This is a genomic window from Azospirillum sp. B2RO_4, from assembly GCF_051124815.1.
Taxonomy (GTDB): Bacteria; Pseudomonadota; Alphaproteobacteria; order Azospirillales; family Azospirillaceae; genus Azospirillum.
On record NZ_CP118491.1, the window covers coordinates 207,984 to 234,158 of the forward strand.

The 26,175-nt window shown below is 67.4% G+C and carries 21 protein-coding genes; 7 read left to right on the plus strand and 14 right to left on the minus strand.

The genetic code is table 11. The annotated features are described in order from the left end of the window. Positions 1 to 6: 6 nt before the first annotated feature. The 7 genes from rfbD to PWS46_RS29295 form a co-directional block, all read right to left on the minus strand. Entirely contained in the window at positions 7 to 897 is an 891-nt protein-coding gene (rfbD, locus tag PWS46_RS29265) for a dTDP-4-dehydrorhamnose reductase (RefSeq protein WP_434625278.1), read from the minus strand. Beyond that, a complete protein-coding gene (gene rfbB, locus PWS46_RS29270) occupies positions 894 to 1,961 on the minus strand; it encodes a dTDP-glucose 4,6-dehydratase (protein WP_434625279.1) in 1,068 nt (355 codons plus the stop codon). Before rfbB ends, rfbD begins: the two co-directional genes overlap by 4 nt. Positions 1,962 to 2,034: 73 nt before the next feature. Further along, positions 2,035 to 2,586, minus strand: coding sequence for a dTDP-4-dehydrorhamnose 3,5-epimerase (rfbC, locus tag PWS46_RS29275; protein WP_434625281.1), 552 nt, complete (start codon positions 2,584 to 2,586; stop codon positions 2,035 to 2,037). Positions 2,587 to 2,589: 3 nt separating this feature from the next. Beyond that, a complete protein-coding gene (locus PWS46_RS29280; protein ID WP_434625283.1) occupies positions 2,590 to 5,982 on the minus strand; it encodes a glycosyltransferase in 3,393 nt (1,130 codons plus the stop codon). 214 nt (positions 5,983 to 6,196) lie between these two features. Continuing rightward, positions 6,197 to 7,606 (minus strand): ABC transporter ATP-binding protein, encoded by a 1,410-nt coding sequence (locus tag PWS46_RS29285; protein ID WP_434625285.1) that lies wholly within the window; start codon positions 7,604 to 7,606, stop codon positions 6,197 to 6,199. Further along, positions 7,596 to 8,426: an ABC transporter permease gene (locus PWS46_RS29290; RefSeq protein WP_434625287.1), complete on the minus strand. Its 831-nt coding sequence runs from the start codon at positions 8,424 to 8,426 to the stop codon at positions 7,596 to 7,598. The genes PWS46_RS29285 and PWS46_RS29290 overlap by 11 nt, the downstream gene beginning before the upstream one ends. 696 nt (positions 8,427 to 9,122) lie before the next feature. Then, positions 9,123 to 9,374 (minus strand): hypothetical protein, encoded by a 252-nt coding sequence (locus tag PWS46_RS29295; RefSeq protein ID WP_434625289.1) that lies wholly within the window; start codon positions 9,372 to 9,374, stop codon positions 9,123 to 9,125. Between the two features lie 6 nt (positions 9,375 to 9,380). Here PWS46_RS29295 and PWS46_RS29300 point away from each other — a divergent pair, with 6 nt between their 5' ends. From PWS46_RS29300 to cysN, 3 genes are all read left to right on the plus strand, one after another. Beyond that, positions 9,381 to 10,145, plus strand: coding sequence for a sulfotransferase family protein (locus PWS46_RS29300; RefSeq protein WP_434625291.1), 765 nt, complete (start codon positions 9,381 to 9,383; stop codon positions 10,143 to 10,145). Between the two features lie 151 nt (positions 10,146 to 10,296). Then, on the plus strand, positions 10,297 to 11,148 hold the full coding sequence (cysD, locus tag PWS46_RS29305; protein ID WP_434625675.1) for a sulfate adenylyltransferase subunit CysD: 852 nt from the start codon (positions 10,297 to 10,299) through the stop codon (positions 11,146 to 11,148). Next, positions 11,148 to 13,091, plus strand: coding sequence for a sulfate adenylyltransferase subunit CysN (cysN, locus tag PWS46_RS29310; RefSeq protein WP_434625293.1), 1,944 nt, complete (start codon positions 11,148 to 11,150; stop codon positions 13,089 to 13,091). The genes cysD and cysN overlap by 1 nt, the downstream gene beginning before the upstream one ends. Before the next feature lie 157 nt (positions 13,092 to 13,248). Here the strand turns inward: cysN and PWS46_RS29315 are convergent, their stop codons facing one another. Together PWS46_RS29315 and PWS46_RS29320 are read right to left on the minus strand one after the other, a co-directional pair. After that, complete coding sequence (locus tag PWS46_RS29315; protein WP_434625295.1) at positions 13,249 to 14,541, minus strand: cytochrome P450; 1,293 nt, start codon at positions 14,539 to 14,541, stop codon at positions 13,249 to 13,251. Next, the gene (locus tag PWS46_RS29320; RefSeq protein WP_434625297.1) at positions 14,541 to 15,698 is read right to left on the minus strand and encodes a hypothetical protein; all 1,158 of its coding nucleotides are present in this window, start codon (positions 15,696 to 15,698) and stop codon (positions 14,541 to 14,543) included. The genes PWS46_RS29315 and PWS46_RS29320 overlap by 1 nt, the downstream gene beginning before the upstream one ends. A gap of 217 nt (positions 15,699 to 15,915) precedes the next feature. On the opposite strand from PWS46_RS29320, the gene PWS46_RS29325 reads away from it, so the two are divergent. Genes PWS46_RS29325 through PWS46_RS29335 form a run of 3 tightly spaced genes read left to right on the plus strand, consistent with a single transcriptional unit; the run spans position 15,916 to position 20,483 of the window. Then, positions 15,916 to 17,880 (plus strand): carbamoyltransferase C-terminal domain-containing protein, encoded by a 1,965-nt coding sequence (locus PWS46_RS29325; RefSeq protein WP_434625299.1) that lies wholly within the window; start codon positions 15,916 to 15,918, stop codon positions 17,878 to 17,880. After that, positions 17,877 to 19,406: an MBOAT family O-acyltransferase gene (locus PWS46_RS29330; protein ID WP_434625301.1), complete on the plus strand. Its 1,530-nt coding sequence runs from the start codon at positions 17,877 to 17,879 to the stop codon at positions 19,404 to 19,406. The genes PWS46_RS29325 and PWS46_RS29330 overlap by 4 nt, the downstream gene beginning before the upstream one ends. Positions 19,407 to 19,409: 3 nt before the next feature. Then, complete coding sequence (locus tag PWS46_RS29335) at positions 19,410 to 20,483, plus strand: hypothetical protein (RefSeq protein WP_434625303.1); 1,074 nt, start codon at positions 19,410 to 19,412, stop codon at positions 20,481 to 20,483. A 244-nt stretch (positions 20,484 to 20,727) separates the two neighbouring features. Here PWS46_RS29335 and PWS46_RS29340 read toward each other — a convergent pair whose 3' ends face one another. Further along, a complete protein-coding gene (locus tag PWS46_RS29340) occupies positions 20,728 to 21,627 on the minus strand; it encodes an S-methyl-5'-thioadenosine phosphorylase (protein ID WP_434625305.1) in 900 nt (299 codons plus the stop codon). A 153-nt stretch (positions 21,628 to 21,780) separates the two neighbouring features. Here PWS46_RS29340 and mtnA point away from each other — a divergent pair, with 153 nt between their 5' ends. Beyond that, a complete protein-coding gene (gene mtnA / locus PWS46_RS29345; RefSeq protein WP_434625306.1) occupies positions 21,781 to 22,872 on the plus strand; it encodes an S-methyl-5-thioribose-1-phosphate isomerase in 1,092 nt (363 codons plus the stop codon). Positions 22,873 to 22,898: 26 nt separating this feature from the next. On the opposite strand, the gene PWS46_RS29350 is transcribed toward mtnA, so the two are convergent. Genes PWS46_RS29350 through PWS46_RS29365 form a run of 4 tightly spaced genes read right to left on the minus strand, consistent with a single transcriptional unit; the run spans position 22,899 to position 26,168 of the window. Continuing rightward, on the minus strand, positions 22,899 to 23,150 hold the full coding sequence (locus tag PWS46_RS29350; RefSeq protein WP_434625308.1) for a type II toxin-antitoxin system RelE/ParE family toxin: 252 nt from the start codon (positions 23,148 to 23,150) through the stop codon (positions 22,899 to 22,901). Positions 23,151 to 23,191: 41 nt separating this feature from the next. After that, positions 23,192 to 23,476 carry a ribbon-helix-helix protein, CopG family gene (locus PWS46_RS29355; RefSeq protein ID WP_194910543.1) on the minus strand — a complete coding sequence of 95 codons (285 nt, stop codon included), beginning with the start codon at positions 23,474 to 23,476 and terminating at the stop codon, positions 23,192 to 23,194. A gap of 24 nt (positions 23,477 to 23,500) precedes the next feature. Further along, positions 23,501 to 24,946, minus strand: a complete 1,446-nt coding sequence (locus PWS46_RS29360; protein ID WP_434625310.1) for a UdgX family uracil-DNA binding protein — start codon at positions 24,944 to 24,946, stop codon at positions 23,501 to 23,503. Between the two features lie 10 nt (positions 24,947 to 24,956). After that, positions 24,957 to 26,168, minus strand: a complete 1,212-nt coding sequence (locus PWS46_RS29365) for a putative DNA modification/repair radical SAM protein (RefSeq protein WP_434625312.1) — start codon at positions 26,166 to 26,168, stop codon at positions 24,957 to 24,959. Between the last annotated feature and the right edge of the window lie 7 nt (positions 26,169 to 26,175).

A 26,175-nucleotide genomic window follows, 5' to 3' on the forward strand; every position in this document is an offset into this window, starting at 1 on the left:
TCGTCCTCACGCCTGCGGCGGGTTGGTGAACAGCTCGTCGATCACGCGGTCGACGCTCTCCTGCCACGGCGGGCAGGCGACGCCGAGACGCTCCTTGGCGCGGCCGCAGTCCAGCCGCGAGTTGGCCGGGCGGCGCGCCGGGGTCGGGTAGTCGGACGTGCCGATGGCGGTCAGGCGCGGGCGCTTGCCGGTGCGCTCTTCCAGCCGCCGGAAGATGTGCTCGGCGAAATCATGCCAGGTGGTGTAGCCGCTGCCGGTCAGGTGGTAGGTGCCCCAGGCGGCGCTGCCGGTCTTTTCAATGGTCTGGGCGATCTGCACGATGGCGGCGGCGAGGTCGGCGGCGGCGGTGGGGGAGCCGTGCTGGTCGGCGACCACCCGCATCTCCTCGCGCTCCTTGCCGAAGCGCAGCATCGTCTTGACGAAGTTGTTGCCGTAGGCGCTGTAGACCCAGGAGGTGCGCAGGATGACATGGCTCGGCGTCGCCGCGCGCACCGCCTCCTCGCCCGCCGCCTTGCTGGCGCCATAGACGCCCAGCGGGTTGATCGGGTCGTCCTCGCTGTAGATGCCGTCCTTCGTCCCGTCGAACACATAGTCGGTCGACACATGGATGAAGGGGATGCCGCGCGCGGCACAGGCCGCCGCCATGGCGCCCGGCCCGTCGCGGTTGATGGCGAAGGACAGGTCGACCTCGCTCTCGGCCTTGTCGACGGCGGTGTGGGCGGTGGCGTTGACCAGCAGGTCCGGCGCGTGGGCGGCGACCGCCTTTTCCACGTCGCCCGGCCGGGTCACGTCGAACTCGGGATAGGGCAGGCCCACCACATCGGTGCCGGGCGCCCAGTCGGCCCGCATCAGCTCGAAGCCGAGCTGGCCGTTGCTGCCGAGAACGAGAATCTTCACGACGCGGCTCCTTCTTCCTTAAGCCCGAGGCGCTCGCCGCGGTAGGAGCCGTTCAGGATGGCCTGCCACCAGTCGCGGTTCTCCAGATACCAGGCGACCGTCTTGCGCAGGCCGCTCTCGAAGGTCTCCTGCGGGGTCCAGCCCAGCTCGCGCTCGATCTTGCCGGCGTCGATGGCATAGCGCTTGTCATGGCCGGGGCGGTCGGTGACGAAGCTGATCAGGCGGTCATGCGGGGCGCCGGCCGGGTCCATCTCGTCCAGATGCGCGCAGATGGCGCGGACGACCTCCAGGTTGGTGCGCTCGTTGTGGCCGCCGATGTTGTAGCTCTCGCCGACCTTGCCCTTCTCCAGAACCAGCCGCAGGGCGCGGGCGTGGTCCTCGACATAGAGCCAGTCGCGGATGTTGTCGCCCTTGCCGTAGACCGGCAGCTTCTCGCCCGCCAGACCCTTGAGGATCATCAGCGGGATCAGCTTCTCCGGGAAATGGTAGGGGCCGTAATTGTTGGAGCAGTTGGTCAGCACCACCGGCAGCCCGTAGGTCTCGTGCCAGGCGCGCACCAGATGGTCGCTCGACGCCTTGCTGGCCGAATAGGGCGAGTTGGGGCTGTAGGCCGTCGTCTCGGTGAAGAAGCCGTCGTCGCCCAGCGTGCCGAACACCTCGTCGGTGGAGATGTGGTGGAAGCGGAAGCGCTCCTTGCGCTCCGCCGGCAGCGCCGACCAGTAGCCGCGCGCCGCTTCCAGGAGGCGGAAGGTGCCGACCACGTTGGTCTGGATGAACTCGCCCGGCCCGTCGATGGAGCGGTCGACATGGGATTCGGCGGCCAGATGCATCACCGCGTCGGGCTGGTGGGTGTCGAAGACCCGGCGCAGCTCTGCGGCATCGCAGATGTCGACCTTCTCGAAGGCGTAGCGGGGGTTGCCCTCGGCGCCCGGCAGGGAGGACAGGTTGGCCGCGTAGGTCAGCTTGTCGACATTGACGACGAAGGCGTCGGTTTCGGCGAGAAGCTGGCGGACCACCGCTGAGCCGATGAAACCGGCGCCGCCGGTGACGAGAATGCGCGTCATCAAACCACCTTACCGCCAAAAACAGGGACGCTCGCCCCACCGGGCAAAAAAGAGCCGAAATCCAATAGCGCCGTCAGAACCAGTCGCCAAGCTGGGCGAAGGTCGGATGCTTGTGATCCTTGGCCGACAGCTGCGCCTTGTCCGCCGACACCGGCCAGTCGATGCCCAGTTCCGGATCGTTCCACAGCAGGCCGCGGTCATGCTCGGGCGAATAATAATTGGTCACCTTGTAGATGACCTCGGTGTCCGGCTCCAGCGTGCAGAAGCCGTGGGCGAAGCCGATCGGCACCAGGATCTGGTTCCACTCCGCCGCGCTGATCACCGCGCTGACATGCCGGCCGAAGGTGGGGGAGCCTTTGCGGATGTCGACCGCCACGTCCAGGATGGCCCCGCGCACCACCCGCACCAGCTTGTCCTGGGCAAAGGGCGGCAGCTGGAAATGCAGGCCGCGCACGGTGCCGACCTCGGCCGACAGCGACTGGTTGTCCTGGACGAAATCGTAATGCAGCCCGGCCGCCTCGAACGTCTTCTTGGTGTAGGTCTCCGAGAAGAAGCCGCGGTTGTCGCCGAACTTCTTCGGGCGGATGATCTTAACGTCGGGAATGTCGAGGGAGACGACGTCCATGGCTCAGATGCTTTCCTTCAGGCGCTCTTTGCGCAGCTCGGGGCAGGACTTGCGCAGCCACGGCTTGACCGTGCGCGGCGGGAAGGCCAGCCCGAAATTCTCGGCGTCCAGCGTCAGGTTCGGGTTGTAGTAGGGGTCGGCCAGCAGGCTGTCGCCCCAGCGCTCCTGCATGTAGGCCACCTCGCCCATGAAGCGCTTGACCTTGTCGGGCGCGGTGTCCGGCCCGCGCGAGGCCGATTCCAGATGGTACAGCTCGGCGAACGGCGTCCAGACGACCAGATAGCCCTTCTCGCGGATGCGCAGGCAGAAATCGACGTCGTTGAAGGCGACGGCCAGCTTCTCCGAATTCAGCCCGCCGACCTCGTCGAAGATCTCCTTGCGCAGGATCAGGCAGGCGGCGGTGACGCAGGACAGGTCCTGGGTCAACTGGGCCCGGCTGAAATAGCCGTAGGCGTCGCGGGTCAGCCCCTTGTGGACATGGCCGGCCACGCCGCAGATGCCGGTGACGACGCCGGCATGCTGGATGGTGCCGTCGGCGTAATAGAGCTTGGCGCCGACCGCGCCGACCTCCGGCCGCAGGGCATGGGAGACCATCTCGGCCAGCCAGCCCGGCTCCATCACCTCGATGTCGTTGTTGATCAGGCCCAGCACCTCGCCGGTCGCCTCGGCGGCGGCGAAGTTGTTGATCGAGGAGTAGTTGAAGGGCGCCTTGTAGGTCAGCACCCGCACCCGCGGCTCGTCCTTCAGCGTGTCGAAATAGGCGAAGGTCGCCGCTTCCTCGCTGTTGTTGTCGACGATCAGGATTTCCAGATCCGGATAGTCGGTGCGGTGCAGCAGCCCGTCGACGCAGCCCTTCAGCAGATCGACCTTGTCGCGCGTCGGCACGATCAGCGACACCCGCGGCAGCCTGGCCGGCAGGGCGTAGCGGATGCGGGTGAAGCGTGCGGTCGCCGGCGAGGTCTCCACCGTGGCGTCGACGCCGCGACGCTGGAAATGCTCGCTCAGCGCCTTGTGGGCGGCGGCGGTGGCGCGCGGCAGATCGACCGTGGAGAAGGCCGCGGATTCCGGGAAGACGCGCCAGTGATAGAGGATCGCCGGGATGTGGCGGATGCGCGCCGGTTCCGTCGCCTCGACCGCGCGCAGGGTCAGGTCGTAGTCCTGGCTGCCCTCGAAGCCCAGGCGGAAGCGTCCGGCCTGCTCGATCAGCGAGCGGCGGAAGACGCCCAGGTGGTTGACCATGTTCTGGCCGTGCAGCAGGTCCAGATTGAAGTCCGACTTGAAATGCGGGTCGTAGCGCTCGCCGTCGGCATCGATCTTATCCTCGTCGGAATAGAGGATGTCGGTGTCGGGATGCTGCGCCAGCTCGGCCGCGACCATGTAGAGCGCATGCGGCGGCAGCCGGTCGTCATGGTCCATCAAGGCGACGAAATCGCCGGTCGCCAGATCCAGCGCGCTGTTGCTGGCGGCGGAGATGTGGCCGTTGGTCTCGCGCCGGACCACCTTGATCCGGTTGTCGCGCGCCTTGTACTCGGCCAGCACCGTCTGCACATGCGCGGCGGTCGAGGCGTCGTCGGCGATGCACAGCTCCCAGTCCGGATAGAGCTGGGCCAGCACCGAATCCAGCGCCTCGCGCAGGTAGGTCTCCGGCGTGTTGTAGACCGGCATGACGACGGAGAAGCGCGGGCGCGCCGGCAGCCGGGCGATGTCGGCCTTGATCGCCGCCCCGTCCTCCGGCGTCAGGCTGTCGTACATCCGCACCCACGACTTGTAGTCGGCCGACCAGCGGTTCGGCTGCAGCTCCTGCAGGACGCGCTGCTTGGTCGCCTGCCAGCCGTGGCGGCGCAGATAGTCCAGCACGCGCGCCGGCTGGTTCTGCCGGACATAGTCGAGCAGGATGTTGGTCTTGCCGATCTCGCGGATGGTGAAGTCGGCGATCTCGAAGGACACCGGCCGGGTGGCGGGGTCGAAGCGCAGCGCCTTGACCGTCTGCGGCAGCAGGACCAGCTGGCGGAACTCGCCGACCGTGTCGACCGGCAGGCGGATCATCGTCCGCTCGTCGAAGCCGTTGCCGGCATCGACATAGATCACCGGCACCAGCGGGGCCGAGGCGCGCACCACCCGGTAGGAGATCACGCACCAGTGGCCGGGCAGCCGCCCGCGGTCGGAGCGCAGCAGGAAGGCGGGGTCGCTGCCGGTCGCCTCGTACCCGCCCTGCGGGCTCGGCTTCACGTCGTGCAGCGGCTCCAGCGTGATGCTGTGCAGGCGGCGGCGGTAGAAGCGGCCGGCCTTCTGGGTCAGGCGTCCCAGCTTGCGCACCGGCGCCGACAGCTTCCAGGAGGTGGAGTTGACCAGGCTGTGGATGTGCTGGTCGCGGCTGGCCACCACCCCGTGCAGCTCGGCGATGGCCTGCTCGCGCGCCGCCAGCTCGCGGGCATGGGCGGCGAGGTTGCGCTCGCGGTCGTCCAGCTCTTCGCCCTGGCGGCGGATCTCGGCCTGATGGTCGGTGAGCCAGCCCTGGATCAGCGCGATGTCGCGGTCGCGCGTCGCGATCATCTCCTTCAGCTCATCGGTGTGGGCGATCTGGTCGTCCAGCACCTTGCGGACCATCGCCACCTCGGTGCGCAGGTGCTTTTCCTGCTCTTCCAGGCGCTGGATGGTCTCGGCTTCGATGGCGGCGTCGCCCAGCCGGTCGAACCAGTTGCGGACGGCCCGCAGCCCTTCGCCGCCGGCCTTCTGCACGGCGAACAGCTCGCGCACCGCATCGGGCAGATCCTCGCCGACGCCCAGCACGCCCAGCCCGTTGGAATGCTGGAAGCTGAAGGACGGGTAATCGCGGGTGATCTCGTCCCACAGGCGCCAGACGCCGAAATCGCCCTTGCGCACGTTGATGTCGTGGAACAGCACCACGCCGCGCCGGCTCATCTTCGGCAGCCAGGTCTCGAAATCGTGGCGCACCGCCTCGTAGGTGTGCAGCCCGTCGATGTGCAGCAGGTCGACGCTGCCGTCGGCGAAATGGACCAGCGCGTCGTCGAAGGTCATCCGCAGCAGGCGCGAGAAGCCGGCATAGCGCGGGTCGTGGTAGGCGGCGAGCCTGTTGTAGATGTCGTCGCCGTAGAAGCCCGCCTGCGGGTCGCCGGCCCAGGTGTCGACGGCATAGCAGGAGGTCGGCAGCCCGACATGGCGCACCGCCTGGCAGAAGGCGGCATAGGAGTTGCCGGTGTGCGTCCCCAGCTCCACCAGGCTGTCCGGGCGCAGCGCGTCGATGATCCAGAAGGCGAAGGGCACATGGCCGAGCCAGGAGGCCGGCGCCGTGACGAGATCCGGGGTCAGGAGCGTGATCGGTCGGCAGATGCGACGGAGAGTGTCCGATCCCTGGTCCTTCAAAAACGAATCCACCTGCGCCTCTTCTTCTGCCTGGCTTCGCGGCGGGGTGCGACCCGTCGGGCACCATTTTTCAGGCCCGTCGGACGGCCCCGTCACAGCCGCCGACACACATACGCTGACACCCCGCCGGAATGCAAGCCGCTGTCCGGAACCCGCTTTGCGGCGTCCAACAATGCGCGGAACTGCGGTTTTCCTGCCTCAGTCGGGGCCTGTCGGCGGCGTGACCTTATTTTGTCGCGGGGGCAGGCTGGGGGGCGGATGCCCCCTCCGCCTCCAGCGTGATCGCCAGCATCGGCATGCCGACCAGCCCGCGCACGACGTGGCTGGCGTGGACCTTGAAGAACAGCGCGTCCTCGACCCAATGATGCTGGACGTGGTCCTCCTGCGTGCCCTCGGCGAGCGCCACGGTGATGGAGAAGTCGCCGCTGGGCAGATAGGGCATTTGGAAGCGGAAGCGGGCGGCGAAGTCCTGCCCGGCCGGGATGGTGACGGGGTCGAGCTGGTAGCTGAGGAAGGTGTTGTCGCCGAACAGGTTCTGGCCCAGCTTGTCCTTGACGTAGAAGCCGACGATGGGGCGGTGGACCTGCTGGTCGGCCCGGCAGTCCACCTTCAGCACGATGACCTCGCCGCCCTCCAGCACGTTGAGCGGATTCTCCTCGGCATCGAGGATCGAGACGTTGGTGATGGTGGCGCCGCGGTTGCCGAACCAGGGGCCGCTGTCGTTGAAGTCGAACAGCTCGATGGCGTTGCGGTGCCGGGAGGCCTTCAGCAGTTCGGCGCGGGCGTCCTCCACCGGCTCCTCGCGCCTGGCCTGGGGCAGCGCCTGCCGCGCCCCGCCGATGCGGAACCCGCGCGAGGTGTCCTGGTCGCTGTAGAGCGCCGCCAGATAGTCGTGGCAGACCTCCCGCGCCGGGCCGATCGCCCGCACCGACCCGTTGTCCAGCCACACCACCCGGTCGCACAGATTCACCACCTGCCCGGTGTCGTGCGACACGAAGAACAGGGTGCCGCGCTCCTTGAAGCGGTGGATGAAGCGCATGCATTTCTGGGTGAAGGAGGCGTCGCCGACCGCCAGGATCTCGTCGACGATCATGATGTCGGCGTCGACATGCGCCGCCACCGCGAAGGCGAGGCGGGCGTACATGCCGCTGGAATAGAGCTTCACCGGCTGTTCGATGAAGTCGCCGATGCCGGCGAACTCGGCGATGGAGTCGTAGCGCTGGGCGATCTGCTCGTTCGACAGCCCCAGAACCGAGGCGGCGAGATAGACGTTCTCGCGCCCGGTGAATTCGGGGTTGAAGCCGGCGCCCAGCTCCAGCAGCGCGGCGATGCGTCCATCCACCGCGATGCGGCCGGAGGTCGGCGTCAGCGTGCCGCAGAGCAACTGCAGGAAGGTCGATTTGCCCGAGCCGTTGCGGCCGATCAGCCCGACCGTCTCGCCGCGGCGGACCTCCAGGTCGACGCCGCGCAGCGCCCAGTATTCGTCGTAATATTTGCGCCGGCCGCGCACCAGCATCTGCTTCAGCCGGTCCTGCGGGCGCTTGAAGATGGCGTAGGCCTTGCCCAGCCCCTCGGCACGGATGACCACAGGGGTATCGGCCGGGGGGGTGTCGGCGGCGGGAGTCTCAGACGACATCGGCGAACCCCCGGCGGGTCTTCATGAACCACAGATAGCCGAGCCAGGCCACCACCCAGGCGCCCAGCGTCGCCAGACCCCATTCCACCGGCGACGGGACGCGGCCCCAGAACAGCAGGTCCTTCGACTGCTCCAGGATCGCGGTCATCGGGTTCAGGTGCAGGATGGCGCGGAAGCGCTCGGGGATCGCGGTCATCGGATAGAAGATCGGGCTCAGGAACATCAGCACGGTGACGGCCACCCCCACCACCTGCCGCAGGTCGCGCAGGAACACGCCGGCGGCGGCGAAGAACCAGCTCAGCCCCAGCGTGGTCAGGCACAAGGGCGCCAGCACCAGCGGCAGCAGCAGCGCCGTCAGCGGCGGCAGCCCCGCCACGGCGAGGTGGAAGACGACCAGGATGACGAAGCCGATGCCGGCGTTGAACAGCGCGACCGCCAGCGACACCAGCGGCAGGATCTCCAGCGGGAAGACCACCTTCTTGATGTAGCTGATGTTCTCCAGCAGGAGGCCGGGCGCCCGGTTCAGGCATTCGCCCAGCACGTTGAACAGGATCAGGCCGGAGAACAGCAGCAGGGCGAATTCGGTGTTGCTCTCGCCCGCCGCTCCGCTGGGCGTGCCCCAGCGCGCGCGGAACACCACCGAGAAGACGAAGGTGTAGACCGCCAGCATCAGGATCGGATTCAGCACCGCCCAGACGATGCCCAGCACGGAGCCGCGATAGCGGGCGTCGATCTCGCGCCGGGCCAGCCGCAGGATCAGCGACCTGTGGTGCCAGGCGGTCTGGAAAAGGGCAAAGGGACCGGCGCCGAAACCCGCCACCTTAGGGTTTCCCGACTGAGAGTTAAACAATTTAAAGTATTCCCCGTCTGCGGCCGGCCGACCATAACCCCCGCCCCGGCGGCGTTCAAGCGAAAGCATCCCTGGCGTCGGGGGGCACCGGAGGGGCGGCGGCGGGAACGGCTCGGCGGGAGCGTCCGGCCGGGTGGTTCCTCCTGAAAAAGGACGGGAGGGGGAACAGACCTTCGGTTTCCCCCGTTAACCCGAAAGATCGGAGAGGTGGTGTCGCTGCGCGGGGATTTCCGTTATCACGAAAGAAAATCGATGAATAAACATTCGAGGAATTCACACTATCCGGGCTAATGCGACGGGCAGCGACGGAGTTTTGCGTCCTATGCGTATCAGTAAATTCAAAGTCGAAATCAAACGTGACTTTCCTAGTGGTCGGATAGAGACATCAATTTTCATGAGGTTGCTATCCAATGCGCGATCCACCATTGAGGGAAGCATCGGTAACTTTGTAAGCCCATGGGGTTAGATCCGGATTAGACCTAAAAAAGCCCAATCGATAGGGCCATAAAAGACCTTGAGAAGCGGCGATTGCCCGATTTGCAGGAAAGGCGCACCGATTGCCGAGGTCCGGGGGGAACCGGGATGACTGGTGGGACGGTGACGCAAAAGGAGGCCGTTGTGTTTTGGAATGCAAAGACCCTGACAGCCGATCAATATGCCGCATCGTTAAGAAATCACTTCGGTGATGGTGCGGTTCATCGTCTTCAAAAAGAGATTGGTTTTGTCGGAAAGCGGCTTCTTAGACTTCCAAGTACGGAGCGATCTAGCTTCTTCGATCCCTGGTTCACGGAGGAGAACGCCCGCCACCTGCGGTCGGTCGCCCGGTCGGTTCGCGGGATCGCGCCGGATGCCGCCAATACGGCCGGTGCCGCTCCCCGCGCCACTCCCCGCACCACCCCCCGCATCGTCTTCCTGCACGGGGTGATGCCGCGCAGCGGCACCAACTATCTCCAGAGCCTGCTGGAACTGCATCCCGACGTGGTGGTCAACCCCTACGGCGTCCGCGAGCTTCCCTTCCTGAACACGGTGGAGGACGCGCGCATCTATGAGGGGCGCTTCCTGCGCCTTTACGAGCGCAACCGGGAGTCGTTCAGCGACCTGGAAACCTTCTGCTATATGGTCAGCGGGTTCCTCCGTCGCATCGAAGCCGAATTCCCGGCGGACAAGACGGTGGTGATCAAGTCGCCCCACACCCGGATGATGCGCTATTTCCCCTACCTGTTCCCGACCGAACGCTGCCTGATCGTGCTGCGCGACGGCAAACGCGCGGTGCAGTCCACCATCGACACCTGGCCGCTGCGCTTCCTCGGCCGCACCTTCGCCGACGTCTGCCGCGAATGGAGCTTCGGCACCGAGGCGGCGCTGGAGGCGCAGAGCCGGATGAGCGCCGACGCCTGCCGTCTGGTCCGCTTCGAGGATGCGGTGGCCTCCCCCGAGGACACCGCCCGCGACCTGCTGCGTTTCCTGGACCTGAACGAGGAACGCTATCAGTTCGAGCGGATCGGTGACCTGCCCATCCTGGGATCGTCCCGCGCCTCGCGCCGCGATGGCGAGGTCAGCTGGACCCCCGTCAAGAAACCCGAAGGCTTCGATCCGTCGAAGCGCCAGATCGACTGGTCGCCCAAGCGTCGGACCGTGTTCGACGCGGTGGCCGGAGACATGCAGAAGAAGGCCGGCTATGCTGCTTGATCCATTGCTCGACCCCCGTCCCGCGGCCAAGGATCGCCCCGAAGCTGCTCCCGGTTCCGCTCCCGATTCTGGGGACAGCTTGCCCGCCATCCTGACCACGCCGGCCCGTCTCTCCCACCTCCAGCGGCTGGAGGCGGAAAGCATCCACATCATGCGCGAGGTGGCGGCCCAGTTCTACAAGCCGGTCATGCTCTATTCGGTGGGCAAGGACAGCTCGGTGCTGCTGCATCTGGCGATGAAGGCCTTCCATCCGTCGAAGCCGCCCTTCCCGCTGCTGCATGTCGACACGACCTGGAAGTTCCGGGAGATGATCGAATTCCGCGACCGCACGGCGCAGGAATTGGGCATCGACCTGATGGTCCACATCAACCAGGACGGCGTGCGCCAGGGCATCGGCCCCTTCACCCACGGTTCGGCCGTCCACACCGACGTGATGAAGACCCAGTCGCTGAAGCAGGCGCTCAACGCCCACGGCTTCGACGCCGCCTTCGGCGGGGCGCGCCGCGACGAGGAGAAGAGCCGCGCCAAGGAGCGCATCTTCTCCTTCCGCACGGCCTCCCACCGCTGGGAACCGAAGAACCAGCGGCCGGAGCTGTGGAGCCTTTACAACGGCCGGATCAACAAGGGCGAGAGCATCCGCGTCTTCCCGCTGTCGAACTGGACCGAGCTGGACATCTGGCAATACATCCACCAGGAGAACATCCCGGTCGTCCCCCTCTATTTCGCCAAGCCGCGTCCGGTGGTGGAGCGCGACGGCACGCTGATCATGGTCGATGACGACCGCATGCCGCTGAAGCCCGGCGAGACGCCGGAGATGGAATGGGTGCGCTTCCGCACGCTCGGCTGCTATCCGCTGACCGGGGCCGTGCGCAGCACCGCCGCCACCCTGCCCGAGATCATCCGCGAGATGCTGCTGTCCACCAGTTCGGAACGGCAGGGCCGCGTGATCGACCAGGACGCCGCCGCTTCCATGGAAGCGAAGAAGCAGGAAGGCTACTTCTGATGCTGAAGGAACTCGATCCCGTCATCGCTCCGGATGTCGCGGCCCCCGACGTCGCTCCCCCGGATGCCGCCACGGAAGTGCAGGAGTATCTGGCCCGCCAGAACAGCAAGGATCTGCTGCGCTTCATCACCTGCGGGTCGGTGGACGACGGCAAGTCGACGCTGATCGGCCGGCTGCTCTACGACTGCAAATGCCTGTTCGAGGACCAGCTGGCCAGCCTGGAGACGGACTCCGGCCGCTTCGGCACCACCGGCGCCGGCCAGCTCGACCTCGCGCTGCTGGTCGACGGGCTGGCGGCGGAGCGCGAGCAGGGCATCACCATCGACGTCGCCTACCGCTTCTTCACCACCGAGCGCCGCAAGTTCATCGTCGCCGACACGCCGGGCCACGAGCAGTACACCCGCAACATGGTCACCGGCGCGTCCACCGCCGACGCCGCGGTTCTGCTGGTCGACGCGCGCAAGGGCGTGCTGACCCAGACCCGGCGCCACAGCACCATCGTCTCGCTGCTCGGCGTGCGCCATGTCGTGCTGGCGATCAACAAGATGGACGCCGTCGGCTGGGACCGCGAGACCTTCGAGCGCATCGCCGCCGACTACCGCGTCTTCGCGGCGCGCATCGGCATCACCGACGTCACCTGCATCCCGGTCTCGGCGCTGACCGGCGACAACGTCACCAAGCCGTCGGACGCCATGGCCTGGTACGGCGGCCCCACCCTGCTCGGCCATCTGGAGAGCGTGGACGCCCGCGCCGAGCAGAAGCTGGGATCCTTCCGCATGGCGGTGCAGTGGGTGAACCGGCCGAACCAGGACTTCCGCGGCTTCAGCGGCACGGTGGTCGGCGGCGCGGTGCGCGTCGGCGACGACGTCGCCATCCTGCCCGGCGGCCGGACCAGCCGGGTGGCCCGCCTCGTCACCATGGACGGCGACCTTGAAACGGCGGAGCCCGGACAGGCGATCACCCTGGTGCTGGCCGACGAGGTCGACGCCAGCCGCGGCGACATGATCGTCGCCGCCGCCGGCCGGCCGGAGGTGGCCGACCAGTTCGCCGCCCATGTGGTGTGGATGGACGAGCAGCCGCTGCTGCCCGGCCGCTCCTACCTGCTGCGCGCCGGCACGGCGACGGTCGGCGCCCAGGTGACGGAGCTGAAGCACACCATCAACGTCAACACCCAGGAGCACGCCGCCGCCAAGCATCTGGACCTCAACGACGTCGGCTTCTGCAATCTGGCGCTCGACCGGCCGATCCCGTTCGACGCCTATGCCGACAGCCGCGAGACCGGCAGCTTCATCCTGATCGACCGGCTGACCAACGCCACCGCCGGCTGCGGCATGATCCGCTTCCCCCTGCGCCGGGCCTCGAACATCCACCGCCATGCCTCGAAGGTGGACAAGGCGGCGCGGGCGGGCGGCCTGCAGAAGCCCTGCGTGCTGTGGTTCACCGGCCTGTCCGGCTCCGGCAAGTCCAGCGTCGCCGACCGGCTGGAGCAGGAGCTTCACCGTCTGGGACGGCGCACCATGATCCTGGACGGCGACAATGTCCGCCACGGCCTGAACAAGGATCTGGGCTTCACCGACGAGGACCGGGTGGAGAACATCCGCCGCGTCGCCGAGGTGTCGAAGCTGATGGTGGAGGCCGGGCTGATCGTGCTGGTCAGCTTCATCTCCCCCTTCCGCGAGGAACGCCGGATGGCGCGCAGCCTGGTGGAGGACGGCGAGTTCCTGGAGATCTTCATGGACACGCCGCTGGAGGTCTGCGAGGCCCGCGACCCCAAGGGGCTCTATAAGAAGGCCCGCGCCGGCCAGCTTCCCCACTTCACCGGCATCGACAGCGCCTACGAGCCGCCGGAAGCCCCGGAGATCACCCTGAAGGGTGGCGAACGGACCGCCGACGAGATGGTCGCCCAGATGATCGAGGAGCTGCGGCGGCGCGGGGTGATTTGAAATCCTCTCCATGACGGCTGTCATGGAGATGTTCGAAGGGCGGCGTTAAGCCGCCCTCTCCGCCCCGACTGGAGCCGGGCGGAGATATCCACCGATCCGGAGGGTCAGCTCGCGCCCGCATCGGAGGATTGCAACCGACCCCGAGTCCTTGTGCCCTTCAGGAGCGGCGGCTGAAGCGCAGCATGACCGGACGATCCGGCCGCAGGGTATAGCGGGCATGGGGCTTCACTCCGCCGTCCTCCACGACGATGTCCAACTCACGCACGGTGGTTGCCAGCACCAGCATGGCTTCCAGCCAGGCGAGATGGCCGCCCAGGCAACTGTGGTGGCCGGCGGAGAACGGCATGAAGCTCGCCGGATGGCGCAGCCGCCCCCGGATCGGGTCGAAGCGGTCAGGGTCGAAGTGATCGGGGCGGTCCCACCAGGCGCGGTGCCGGTGCAGGCCATAGAAGCAGATTGCGACCTGGGTGCCGCAACGAACCGGCAGGTCCGCCAGCACCAGATCGCGGACAGCCTCGCGGTTGACCAGGATGGCGGACGGGTATAGCCGCATGGTCTCGTCCAGAACCCGTCCCAGGCGCGACATGCGACGGAGCGCTGCCGGATCGAGCGGTCCTTCCCCGGCTTCGGCACGGATCTCCCGGGCGACGGTCGCCTGGATCTCCGGGTGCAGCGCAAGCATCAGCAATGCCCAGGTGATGGTCAGCGCCGTGCTTTCGTGACCGGAGGTCACCAGAAACCGGATGTTGTCCTCGGTTTCTTGCGGCGTCAGTTCCAGATCGGGCGGCGGCGTGCGGCGGAAGGGCGTGTCGTCGGCCAGCGGCCGCTCCGGGCGAAGCGCCAAGCTTGCCCGCGTCGCCCGGTCGATCGCCGCCGAGGTGGCGGGCAGGTGACCGGAGGCGCCGGCGGCGAACAGCGCCTCGGCCATGTCGAAGACCTGTGCGGGCGGTACCGGGTGGCCGGCCTCGCCGAACATGATCTGCCAGACCACCCCGAAGGTCGCGTGGACCGCGGCCCGCGCCACGTCGACGGCGACGCCTTCGTCCGCGGCCCTGAACCAGGGATCGATCGCCTGCCGCATGGTCATCTGGATGAACGGGAAATAGTCCGGCAGCTTTTGCGCGCGGAACAGCGGGGCCAAGGCCCGCCGATGAACCGAACTGCGCCGCCCGGTATCGGTGATGACGTTCCCGCGCCCTGTTCCATGGCCGGCGAAGCGCTGTTGCAGGCGCGAGCGCGGCAGACGGGATGCGTCTTCCATGACCGCGGCCTGGACCAAATCCGGTCCGGTCAGGAACAGCAGCGGCCCCGTGGTGGTGTCGAGGAACACGTAAGGCTCCTCGAGGATTTCGCGTGGCCAGTAGGATTCGGCATCGAGCATGGCGCGCAGCGCCGTGGTCGGGCGGATCTCCGCTCGCGGTCGAAGTTGAAGCGCCGGCAGGACCGACATCAGACGGACTCCATCGATGTCCGGTGGACCGGGGTACCGACGAAGGCCTCCGGGTCCAGCTCTGGCCGCAGGAAGATGCGGCCGATGGTGAGCACCATCTCCAGCCACTCGGCGAAGGTGGACCGCGTCGCCACCTGTTCGGGGCGCGGTGAGAACTGGCTGGACCAGCCGCCGGAATACATCCGGCAGCTTCGGCAATCCATCGCCGGTGTGCAGCACTTCACCGGTTGGGCTTCCAGAGTCATCCCATAGTAGCGGAAGCTTCCGGTGATTCGTGATCCGCAATCCTCGGCGATGCCGGTATCCGGATCAAGCGCGTACAAAGGCTCGGGTCTGGTTGACCATCGGTTGTAGGCGTGGGAATAGATCACGGTGTCCGGAAAGTCTTCGATCGCTTGCGCCAGCGTTTCGCGGACACGGATCAGGTCGCCGTCACCGAGCACGAGCGACCGTTGCGGCGTGCTGATCCGGAAGAACGCGTTGTCGTTGCCGGTGAAGGACCGCAACCGGGCCAGCATGCTCGCCGTTGGTGACCACAGGTTGAAGGTCAGGGGCAAGCCATGGTCGCGGCAGGCCCGTGCCATCGCCGGCACCTGGTCGATGTTGGTTGGATTCACGGTATAGAGGACGATGGCGCGCGAATCCCCCTGGTAGAGCCGCAGCGCCTTGCGCAGGGTGCTTCCCCCGCGCAGCCGGGCGTCGTCCGCCTCGTCGGCGGCCCAGGCCGAGATGCTGATTCGAAAGGGGATTTCCGGATCCAGGCGGATCGTGCCGTTGGTGCCCAGATTGCCGCGCTGGAAATAGCGGCCGGCGGCGATCAACCGCTTTTCCTCCAGCGCCGGCTCCGCGCCGAGGAAATAGAGCATGGTCACGCCGCGTGCACGCTCCTGCGCCAGGAAGGACTCCCAGTCCGCGTCAAAGCGCAAGCGATCCGCCTCTCCATCGCGGAAGGTGGCGGGATCGAAATAGTAGCACCCCTCACATTTCAGATTGCAACGGTCGCTGATCTCATAAAAAGCGGGTCGTGCAAAGAGATGGCTGATACGGGTTACCGCCGCATACTGTTCCTGCAGAACCTTGCTTTCGCCAAGATGTTTGCGGATAAGGCGGGCAGTTTCACGAAGATGTCCCAGGCGCCCGACAGTTTGATTGTGCATCTGTGCACGTCTCCTTAACTCTCTGCGCCCAAGAAACTATTAATCATTTAGTAATATGAGTTTGCCTAAACGCATATTTCGGCTAAAGCTACACGAATGTGCGACTGCGGGAGAAGTGAAATCGCCTCCCATATCCAGCGGCTGGGAATCGGAGCGGAAAACAGTCGCATATCTGCGGTTGGCCTCGGCCGGCTTTTGCTCGGGAAGCGGCAGCACAATGCGGGATGAATATTTCCTTTCCATATATGCCGATATTTCTCCCATCGCCGCCGCCTATGCCATCCCGCGTCGGCACGATCAGGCGATGGCGCTTTGGCGACGGACCGGAAACCAGCTGGCGCTGGTTCGCTATTGGGAGTTCGAACGGCTGACCGGCATCAAAGGTCACGCCCTGTCCTTTCCGGACGCGCGGGCGGCCTATGCCTTCATCGCCGAGGCGTTGGCTCCGGAAGGGCTGACACTGGCCGACATCCGCGCGATCATCGGCACGCCGGGCCTGTCGGCCCCGGGCGAACCCGCCGCCGCCACTCCGGAGCCTCCGCGGGACGTCGCCTATCACAGCCTCTGCCACCTCTACAGCGGATTGCTCGCCGATTCGGAGATCTTCGACAAGGGGACGATCCTGTGTCTGGCGCTGGATGCCGGTCCGGATCACGTCATCGACCAGGATGCGTGGGACAAGCCCCATCATCTCGGCGCCTTCTCCGACCAGGGTGCGATCACCCTTTTCCCGGTGCCGTCGCCCGCCATCCTGTGGGCCTTGATGCGCGAGCGTTGCGGTCTGGCGGAAGGGACGTTGATGGCCCTGGGCAGCGCCAGCACGGTCCGGCTCGCGCTTGATCCGCCGCCGCCGCCGGAGATCCGGTCGGTCGCGGACCGCTTCGCCGCGTTGGACTGGCTGGACGAGGTCGCGACGGGGATCGACCGGCTGGCGGCAGAGGAACCTGGCCGGTTCCGCTGCCCGGATGGGCGGTTCAGCCAGGACGAGATCCGGACGGCCGCCCTGGTGAAGGTCGTCCAGGCTGCGTCCTTCACCATCGTGGCCAGGACGGTCGAGCAGGCGCTGGAACGCTTCTCCGTGGCGGCAAGCCGGGTGCATCTGTCGATGGTCGGCGGTTTCGCGCTCAATTGCCCGATCAATGGCCAATTGATGCGCCGCTTCGGCTTCCGCGGCTTCATCGCCCCGCCGGTGGTCAATGATTCCGGCATTGCGCTCGGCATGGGGCTGCACCATGCGCACCGGACCGGGGAGGGCGTGGCATTCCGTCTGGGGACGGCGTTCCATGGCCGCCGGCACAACGATTTGGACCGGGTTCTGCGCGATTCGCCACTGGCACCCCGGGTCGCCAGCGTCGAGACGGTCGGGCCGGAGCGGGTGGTCGACGACATCCTGAACGGCCCCGTCGTCTGGTTCGACGGCACCGCCGAGATCGGACCGCGGGCGCTGGGCCATCGCAGCCTGCTGGCCGACCCGCGACGCCCGGACCACAAGGACCGGCTGAACCGCATCAAAGGGCGCGAATGGTGGCGGCCGGTCGCCCCGATCGTGCGCGCCGGATGCGCGCGGGATTGGTTCGCCCTCGCCGGACCGTCGCCCTTCATGCTGCAGGCCGTGCCGGTTCATCCCGATCGCCGGGACCGGATCCCGGCCGTCTGCCACCTCGACGGAACGGCGCGGGTTCAGACGCTGCGGGACGAGGACGACCCGGCCCTGGCCGCCGTGCTGCGCGCGTTCCATGAACGCACCGGAATCCCCATGCTGTGCAACACCTCGCTGAACGACAAGGGCGAGCCGATCATCGACGGACTGGAGCGCGCCCTGTCCTTCGCACTGGAGAAAGGCATCGAGATCGCCTACCTCAACGGCCGCCGGATCCGGCTCGCTCCCGCGTCGGCGGGCGATCGTGCCGCCACCGGCCGCGAACGTCCCGGCCTTCGCCATTTCACGCCGCCGGCGCTCACCGCCGACTGGCTGGTGCGGCACAACCCGCAAGGCCTGACCCGACGGGAGCTGGCCGCTTGCCTCTCCGATCCGCGGCTCGCCGCCTATGACCTGACCAGGGCGAAGGATGTCCGGACCCTCCGCCGTCTGCTTGCCTTCGCCGCGCGGCGCCGCGGCGCCGCGGGCGACGTCATGCTGGCGGAGGCGGGAACGAACGGCGGCGGTCTGGTCGTGGATTGATTCGCGATGCCGGAAAGCCGTTACGCCCTGCCGCCGACCACCCCTGCCGACCAAAGCGTGCAACGATGACGTTCCACAGTTTCCAATATCTGGTCTTCCTGCCGGTCGTGGTGGCGCTCCATTTCGCCCTGCCGCACCGGTTTCGCTGGATGCTCCTCCTGGCCTCAAGCTATCTGTTCTATGCGGCGTGGCGTGCTGATTTCCTTTTCCTGCTCATCCTCTCGACGGTCACCGACTATGCCGTGGGCCTTCGGATGGAGGCTGCGCGGACCCAAAGCGCCCGCAGGGCGATCCTCGGCGTCAGCCTGCTGGTCAATCTCGGTCTGCTGTTCGTCTTCAAATACACGTCGGCCCTATGGGACGTCGCGGGGCAAATCGCCACCGGGCTGTTCGCCGCCGATCCGGCGGATTTCACTCACTTCGACATCATTCTGCCGCTCGGGATCTCCTTCTATACGTTCCAGACTCTGAGCTACACCATCGACATCTATCGTGGCCGCATCCGCGCGGAACGTCATCTCGGCTATTTCGCTCTTTATGTCGCCTTCTTCCCCCAACTGCTCGCCGGTCCCATCGAACGCGCCGGACATCTGCTGAACGAGCTCCGGACATCGCGGCGGTTCGATTGGCGGTGGGTCGGCCCCTCATACTTCCTCATTGTGCTGGGGCTGGCGAAAAAGCTGGTCATCGCCGACCGGCTGGCCCGGATTCTCGCACCGATCGTGCAGGATCCTCTGCATTTCAGCCCGTTGGCGGTGCTGTTGACCCCGGCGGCCACCGTCTACCAGTATTATTGCGACCTGTCGGGCTATGCGGACATCGCCCTGGGGTCGGCGATGCTGCTCGGCGTCCGGCTCAGCCGCAATTTCGACCGGCCGTTCGCGGCCAGTTCGACCATGCGGTTCTGGTACCGCTGGCACATCACCGTCACCGCCTGGTTCCGCGACTATCTGCTTCGCTCGCTGGTCAAGGGCGGGTCGGTCGCCGCCAGCCGTCCGCTCGCCCTGATGATCACCGGTTTGGTGATCGGCCTGTGGCACGGCCCGACGCTGGGATGGGCGATCGCCGGCTGTTCGGTCGGCCTGCTCGCCATACCGGAAAGCAGGTGGGCACGCTGGCGCATCCGCAACGCCATCGGTCCGCGCACCGCCCTGCAGCGGTTCCTGTGGGAGTGGGCGGGACGGCTTTACGTCTGGACCGTCGTCTTCTTTCTGATCGGCATGCCGCTCACCTGGGGCGACCTCGGCATGTTGACGCGTGTCCTCGAACATATCGCGACGCTGAGGCTGGACGACATTCTCATGCTCCTGGCCGTTCCGGCTGCGCAGTCGTACACCGTACCCATCGTTATCCTGGCGATCATCGCCCTGGAAATCTGGCAGTGGCTGGACGCGCACGGCTGGGCCGGACGCATCATCGATGCGCTGTGGCTGGAGGTCCGCTGGCTGTCCGCCACGGCGTTCGCCATCGGCGTCCTGATCCTGGCCGATCTGAGCCAGAGCGGCTTCCTCTATTTCAAGTTCTGATCGATGACCGAATCCTCTCGACGCTATCCGGCGTGGCGCTATGGTCTGGCCGCCCTGCTGTCCATCGGCCTGATCGTGGGCTTGAACACGCTCAGTCTCCGCGTCCTGCCGGAAGTCGCCGATGAGGCGCGTTTTCTGGCACCCGGCCTCAGGCGGCTTGAACAGGGCGATATCCTGGCGGTGAACTTCGGTGGCTCGGTCGGCAAGGCTCTGCTTTTTTCCGAACTGGGGATTGCCGGCGTCGATTTCGCCGCCAACTCGCGCGACTTGCTTGAGAACGAGGCGTTGATGGAGGTGATGCTGACGCGGGCCCGCGGCTTGCGACTGGTCTTCCTCGCCGTCGATCCGATGAACATGCTGTTGGACAACGCCTGGTCCGAGCCACAGCGGCGCCGGCAGTATTACCGGATGTTGGCGCCCTACCGAGGCTGGCGGCCGATCGGCGGGGATTGGTCCAATCTGATCCAGGGGCGTCTGCTGCCTTTGGCGCGGCATGATCGGTGGAGTAGGCCCTTGGCGGCGGTCGTCGCCTCCAGGACGGGACCCGCGTCCGCAGAGCAACCGGTCGAGCCGTCCGGTCTGGAGCCGGAACCGCCGGCCGACTTGGCGGACAGCGTGGACCGCTTGCGGGCCGGCGGCGGCTTTATCCAGTCCATGTTGTCGGGGATCGACCACATGCGCTATTTCGAATACCGGACGCCGGAGCGGAACGAGGCGGCCCTGATCCGCTTCTGCCGGACCGTGACCGCACACGACCTGGGCCTGGTGCTCTACGCGACACCGGTAACCGATCTCTATCTCCGGGAAACGAGCGACTACGTTCAGCGAGCCATGCCCTATTGGAACAACGCCATACGGCAGTGCACGGCGATGGGCGCGCGGGTACTGCGCTTCGATGCCAATACGGCCTACCAACACGCCTACCGTCTGTTTGCCGACCCGGTGCATCTCAATACCGCCGGGGCGTTGATCTTCTCCCGGGACCTGGCCCGTCGGCTTGGGCCGGGTATAACGGCGGCGGGCGCCATCATGCCGCGGTTCGAACCGTGGGAAGAGCGGCAAGTCGACGCTGACTGAACCGCCCCGGCTTTGTTGGAGGCCCATCTTCTGGGCGACTGGGGTCATCACGATGAAACGGGCGTCACCCAAATACGCCCCTGAACGGCGCCATTGCGAAGGTCAAACGTGTCATTGCCGGCCGCGCGCTGCTCTGACGCACTCATGATCTCAAGCCGCACCGCGCGCCCATTCCTGGCGCTGAAAGGACTTCACCGGCGGGTTATCCATCCGCAGCCTGCGGCGCCCCCTCTCCTGTGGCGGCTCACCCCAGCGTGCGCTTCACGATCAGCGACAGCTTTTCCAGCATCGCCGGGTCGCGGTGGGAGGGGGCGGTCATGATGGCGTTGTCCAGCGCGGTGTGGCAGCCCTGGGCGCACGCGCCCTCGCGCTCCGCCACCTTCGGCGCCAGGGCCGAGACCAGGGCGCGCGCCCTGCCGGCATTGGCGACCACCACCTTGATCACCGCATCGACCGACACATGGTCGTGCCCCTCGTGCCAGCAGTCGTAATCGGTGACCATGGCGACGGTCGCGTAGCACATCTCCGCCTCGCGGGCGAGCTTGGCCTCCGGCATGTTGGTCATGCCGATGACGTCGCAGCCCCAGCTGCGGTAGAGGTTGGATTCGGCGACGGTGGAGAATTGCGGCCCCTCCATCACCATGTAGGTGCCGCGCCGCTGGTGCGGGATGTCCAGCTCGACCAGCGCCTGCTCGATCAGGTCGCCCAGCCGGCCGCAGACCGGATGGCCCAGCGCCACATGGGCGACCAGCCCGCTGCCGAAGAAGGTCTTGTCGCGGGCGAAGGTACGGTCGATGAACTGGTCGATCACCACGAAGGTGCCCGGCGGCAGATGCTCCTTCAGCGAGCCGACCGCCGACACCGACAGGATCTCGGTCACGCCCAGCTGCTTCAGCGCGTGGATGTTGGCGCGGAAATTCAGCTCCGACGGCGGGATGCGGTGGCCGCGGCCGTGGCGCGGCAGGAAGACCAGCTTCCGCCCCGCCAGCTCGCCGGTCAGCAGCTCGTCCGATGGGTCGCCGAAGGGCGTGGTCACCTTGACCCAGCGGGTGTTCTCCAGCCCGTCGATGTCGTACAGGCCGCTGCCGCCGATCACGCCCAGAACCGTTTCGCCAACCGCCCCGCCAACCGCATCACCGCTCATGCCCTGCTCTCCCCGCTGAAGCCGGTGCGACTATTCCGGGCAGACCGGGAGAAGGCAACAGCGGACTTCCTCCACAAGCGGCCACAAGCGGATTGATGCCGGGCCATCCACCCCCTACCCTCGCCAGTCCGTTTTTGGATGGAGTGTCATGTCATGCGGATCGACGGGACGGCCTATCGCACCATCTGGCCGGACGGCGAGGGGGCCGTCGCCATCATCGACCAGACCCGGCTGCCGCACGACTTCGCCATCGTCCGCCTGACCAGCCTGGAGGAGGCCGCCCACGCCATCCGCGCCATGCTGGTGCGCGGCGCCCCGCTGATCGGTGCGGCGGCGGCCCATGGCGTGGCGCTCGCCCTGCGCGCCGACGCCAGCGACCGCGGGCTGGAGCGGGCCTGCGCCACCCTGCTGGCGACCCGTCCGACCGCGGTCAACCTGCGCTGGGCGCTGGAGCGCATGCGCGGCCTGCTGGCCTCGCTCCCCGAAGCCCGGCGCGTCGGGGCAGCCGAGGCGGAGGCCGCGGCCATCGCCGACGAGGATGTCGAGATCAACCGTTCCATCGGCCTGCACGGCGCGTCATTGATCCGCGCCGCGGCGGCGCGCAAGAAGCCGGGCGAGCCGGTGAACGTGCTGACCCACTGCAACGCCGGCTGGCTCGCCACCGTCGATTGGGGCACGGCGCTCGCCCCCGTCTATGCCGCCTTCGAGCAGGGCATCCCGCTGCATGTCTGGGTGGACGAGACGCGGCCGCGCAACCAGGGCGCCAGCCTGACCGCCTGGGAGCTGAAGCATCACGGCGTTCCCCACACCGTCATCGCCGACAATGTCGGCGGCCATCTGATGCAGCACGGCAAGGTCGACCTGTGCATCGTCGGCACCGACCGCACCACCGCGACCGGCGACGTCTGCAACAAGATCGGCACCTATCTGAAGGCGTTGGCCGCGCACGACAACGGCGTGCCCTTCTATGTCGGACTGCCCTCGCCGACCATCGACTGGACCATCGCCGACGGCGTGCGCGACATCCCCATCGAGGAGCGCGACGGCCGCGAGGTGAGCGAACTGACCGGCCGCACCGCCGACGGCCGGATCGAGACGGTGCGCGTCACCCCCGACGGCAGCCCGGTCGCCAATTACGCCTTCGACGTCACCCCAGCCCGGCTGGTGACCGGCCTGATCACCGAACGCGGCGTCTGCCCCGCCACGCGCGACGGGCTGCTGGGACTGTTTCCCGAGCGGGGGTGAGGGGATTGCCGGCAAGAACCCCCACGCTAGTCCTCGAACTCGCCACGGACGGCGAGTGCTGCGGCGTCGCGGGCGCCATGGAGGACGCGGACGATCACCACCGCATCCGGCAGCGGCCGATAATAGATCGCGTAGGTGCGGTGGAAGGTCACCCGCAGACCGGCAGCCAGCTCGTCGCGGGCGGCCCCCGATAAAGGGAAGCGGCGCAAGGGCTGAAGCGTGGCTTCGATGGCCCGGATGAAGCCGGTCGCCACCGCTTCCGAGGACTCCGCCGCCACATGAGCCCAGAGTTCCGCAAGGTCGGCTTCCGCCGCCTCGGTCAGGCGGAGCGGGAGCGGGCGGATAATGCTTTCCCCCGTTCGGCGATCCGGTCGGCATCGAAGTCCGTCAGGCGGCCTTCGGCCAGATCGGCCATGCCCCGGTCGATGTCCGCCTTTAGCGACGCGAACTCTTGGCGCTGCAGGGCGCGCTTCACGGCCCAATCGCGCAGAGCCTCGCGGATGACCTCACTGCTCGACGCATAGTCGCCGCCGGCAACGGCGCCCTTCACGGCCGCGGCCATGGCGGCCGGCAAGGTGATGGTCAGACGTTCGATCTCGGCCATGACGGTTCCTCATGGAATACTTGATCATACTTGATCATACCCACCGAGGCCGTCAACCCGTCTCCCCACCATCCCCCGCGCCCGCCGCAGGTCGGCGACGAAGTCGCGATAAGCCTGCTCCGCCGCCTCCCCGGCCGGCAGGCGCAGCAGGTAGGACGGGTGGACGGTGACGAAGCCTTCCCAGTCGCCGAACCCCATCGGCCCGCGTTCCCGCAGGACCGACACGCTGCGCCCGGTCAGCGCCAGGGCCGCGGTGGCGCCCAGCGTCACCACCAGGCGCGGGCGGACGAAGTCCAGCTCCTTCATCAGCCACCAGCGGTAATGCTTCACCTCGCCGGCGGTCGGCGACTGGTGCAGGCGGCGCTTGCCGCGGGCGACGAACTTGAAATGCTTCACCGCGTTGGTCAGGTAGGCGGCGTTGCGCTCGATCCCGGCCTCCTCCAGCGCACGGGTCAGCAGTTGGCCGGCCGGGCCGACGAAGGGGCGGCCTTCCACATCCTCCTGGTCGCCGGGCTGTTCGCCGACGATGGCGATGGCGGCCCCCACCGGTCCCTCGCCCGGCACGGCCTGCGTCGCCCCCGGCACCAGGGGATCGGCCGCCCGGATGATGCGGTTCAGCTCGGCCAGCGTCGCCGGCTCCTGCCGGGCCATGGCGGCGACGGCCTTGGCGGGGTTGCGGCGGCGGGGGGCGGCGGCCTCTGCCTCGATCATCGCCTGCACGCGGGCGGGCGCGGAGCGGATCATGCCGGGAATCGCCGCCGTTTCCGGCAGGTTGGCCCAGTATTTCCGCGGCATCTCCGCCCGCATGGCCGTCGGGTTCATCCGCGCCGGGTTGAAGGTGCTCTCGTAATAGCGCTGCCAGCCCTCGGCGAAGCGGTCGTCGCGATCAAGCCCCTCCGGCCTCAAAGCCGCCGGCCCGATGGTCAGCGAGCGCCGGTCCCAGTGCAGCGAGCCCACCGGCGTCAGGATTGTCCAGATCAGACTCTCGAAGCGCTCGACGAAGAAGGGGGCGGTGGCCTCGACGATGAAATGGTCCGGCTCGAACCACGCGACATAGCGTTCCGTTCCGTCGGGGTCGCGCACCTCATGGAAGCGCAGGAAGGCGTGCATCTTGTGCAGGTCGCGCCGCACCGCCTTGTCGAGCAGCGCCAGCCGGTGGACCAGCGGATCGGCATGGTGGTCGAGCATGTCGCGCTCCCCCCGCAGCACCCGCCAGACCAGCCGGTGCAGCAGGGCGTAGCGTTCCGGATCGCGGTGGCAGACCACGTTTTCGATCAGCGCCCCCACCGGCCGCGGCAGCGACACCGGCGGCGCCTCCGCCGGCAAGGGCGCGTCATCCCCGAACAGCGACGGCGCCGCCCCGACGCTCCACACCACCTCCCCCGGATCGACGCCAAGTGCCACTAGCCCGCGCAGCGCGCGGCGGAAGCCGTCGAGGTCGGCGCCGTCCTTCAGGTCCACACGATGCATGACCAAGCCCCTAGAACAGGCTGAGCTGCTTGGGCGGCGCCACCAGCCGCTGCCGCAGGTCGGCGCGGTCGGTCAGCCCGCCCGGATGGTGGTCGGCGGCGATCAGGAAGGCGCGCGCCCGCTTCAGCCCCGACGACAGCCGCGCCACGTCCTCCAGCCGCAGGGTGGTGTGGCGCCGCGCCTCGACGATCTTGTCGACCGCCCGTGCCCCCAGCCCCGGCACGCGCAGCAGCATCTCGCGGTCGGCGCTGTTGACGTCGACCGGGAAGCGCTCGCGGTTCTTCAGGGCCCAGGCCAGCTTGGGGTCGATGCCGAGGTCCAGCATCCCGCCCTCGCCCCCGGCGGCGATCTCCTCCACCGTGAAGCCGTAATAGCGCAGCAGCCAGTCGGCCTGGTACAGCCGGTTCTCGCGCTGGAGCGGCGGCGGCTTGGCCGGCAGGGCGGAACTCGCCTCCGGGATCGGGCTGAAGGCCGAATAATAAACCCGCCGCAGCCCATAGCGGCGATAGAGCGTGTCGCTGGTCTCCAGCACCGACAGGTCGGTGGAGGCGTCGGCGCCGACGATCATCTGGGTGCTCTGCCCGGCGGGGGAGAAGCGGCGCTTTTCCTCCTTGGCCTCCAGAATGCGTTCGCCGACCTGCCCCATCACCGCCTTGATCGCGCCGCCGTCCTTCTCCGGCGCGAACTCCTTCAGGCTGTGGTCGGACGCCAGTTCCAGATTGATCGACAGCCGGTCGGCCCACAGCCCGGCCTGCTCGATCAGCCAGGGGCTGGCCTCCGGGATCGTCTTCAGGTGGATATAGCCGGCGAAGCCATGGTCGCGCCGCAGCGTGCGCGCCACCAGCATCAGCTGCTCCATCGTGTAATCGGGCGAGCGGATGATGCCGGAGGACAGGAACAGCCCCTCGATGCAGTTGCGCTTGTAGAAGCCCAGCGTCAGCCGCACCACCTCGTCCACGCTGAACCGCGCGCGGCGCACGTTGGAGGAGCGGCGGTTGATGCAGTAGGCGCAGTCGAACAGGCAGTGGTTGGTCAGCAGGATCTTGAGCAGCGAGACGCAGCGCCCGTCCGGCGTATAGGCGTGGCAGATGCCGGCCCCGGTGGTCGAGCCGATGCCGTCCGGCCCGCCCGTCCGCCGCTTCGCCCCCGACGACGCGCAGGAGGCGTCGTACTTCGCCGCGTCGGCGAGAATTTCGAGCTTGTCGAGCAGCGCGTCATCCACCGTGGAG

Coding starts and splice junctions, on each gene's coding strand:
- PWS46_RS29285 (WP_434625285.1), bottom strand. CDS start 7,606: ATGTCGTCTGAGACTCCCGCCGCCGACACCCCCCCGGCCGATACCCCT.
- PWS46_RS29340 (WP_434625305.1), bottom strand. CDS start 21,627: ATGAGCGGTGATGCGGTTGGCGGGGCGGTTGGCGAAACGGTTCTGGGC.
- rfbC (WP_434625281.1), bottom strand. CDS start 2,586: ATGGACGTCGTCTCCCTCGACATTCCCGACGTTAAGATCATCCGCCCG.
- cysN (WP_434625293.1), top strand. CDS start 11,148: ATGCTGAAGGAACTCGATCCCGTCATCGCTCCGGATGTCGCGGCCCCC.
- PWS46_RS29335 (WP_434625303.1), top strand. CDS start 19,410: ATGACCGAATCCTCTCGACGCTATCCGGCGTGGCGCTATGGTCTGGCC.
- PWS46_RS29315 (WP_434625295.1), bottom strand. CDS start 14,541: ATGTCGGTCCTGCCGGCGCTTCAACTTCGACCGCGAGCGGAGATCCGC.
- PWS46_RS29355 (WP_194910543.1), bottom strand. CDS start 23,476: ATGGCCGAGATCGAACGTCTGACCATCACCTTGCCGGCCGCCATGGCC.
- PWS46_RS29320 (WP_434625297.1), bottom strand. CDS start 15,698: ATGCACAATCAAACTGTCGGGCGCCTGGGACATCTTCGTGAAACTGCC.
- mtnA (WP_434625306.1), top strand. CDS start 21,781: ATGCGGATCGACGGGACGGCCTATCGCACCATCTGGCCGGACGGCGAG.
- PWS46_RS29325 (WP_434625299.1), top strand. CDS start 15,916: ATGCGGGATGAATATTTCCTTTCCATATATGCCGATATTTCTCCCATC.
- PWS46_RS29360 (WP_434625310.1), bottom strand. CDS start 24,946: ATGCATCGTGTGGACCTGAAGGACGGCGCCGACCTCGACGGCTTCCGC.
- rfbB (WP_434625279.1), bottom strand. CDS start 1,961: ATGACGCGCATTCTCGTCACCGGCGGCGCCGGTTTCATCGGCTCAGCG.
- PWS46_RS29300 (WP_434625291.1), top strand. CDS start 9,381: ATGCCGCGCAGCGGCACCAACTATCTCCAGAGCCTGCTGGAACTGCAT.
- cysD (WP_434625675.1), top strand. CDS start 10,297: ATGCGCGAGGTGGCGGCCCAGTTCTACAAGCCGGTCATGCTCTATTCG.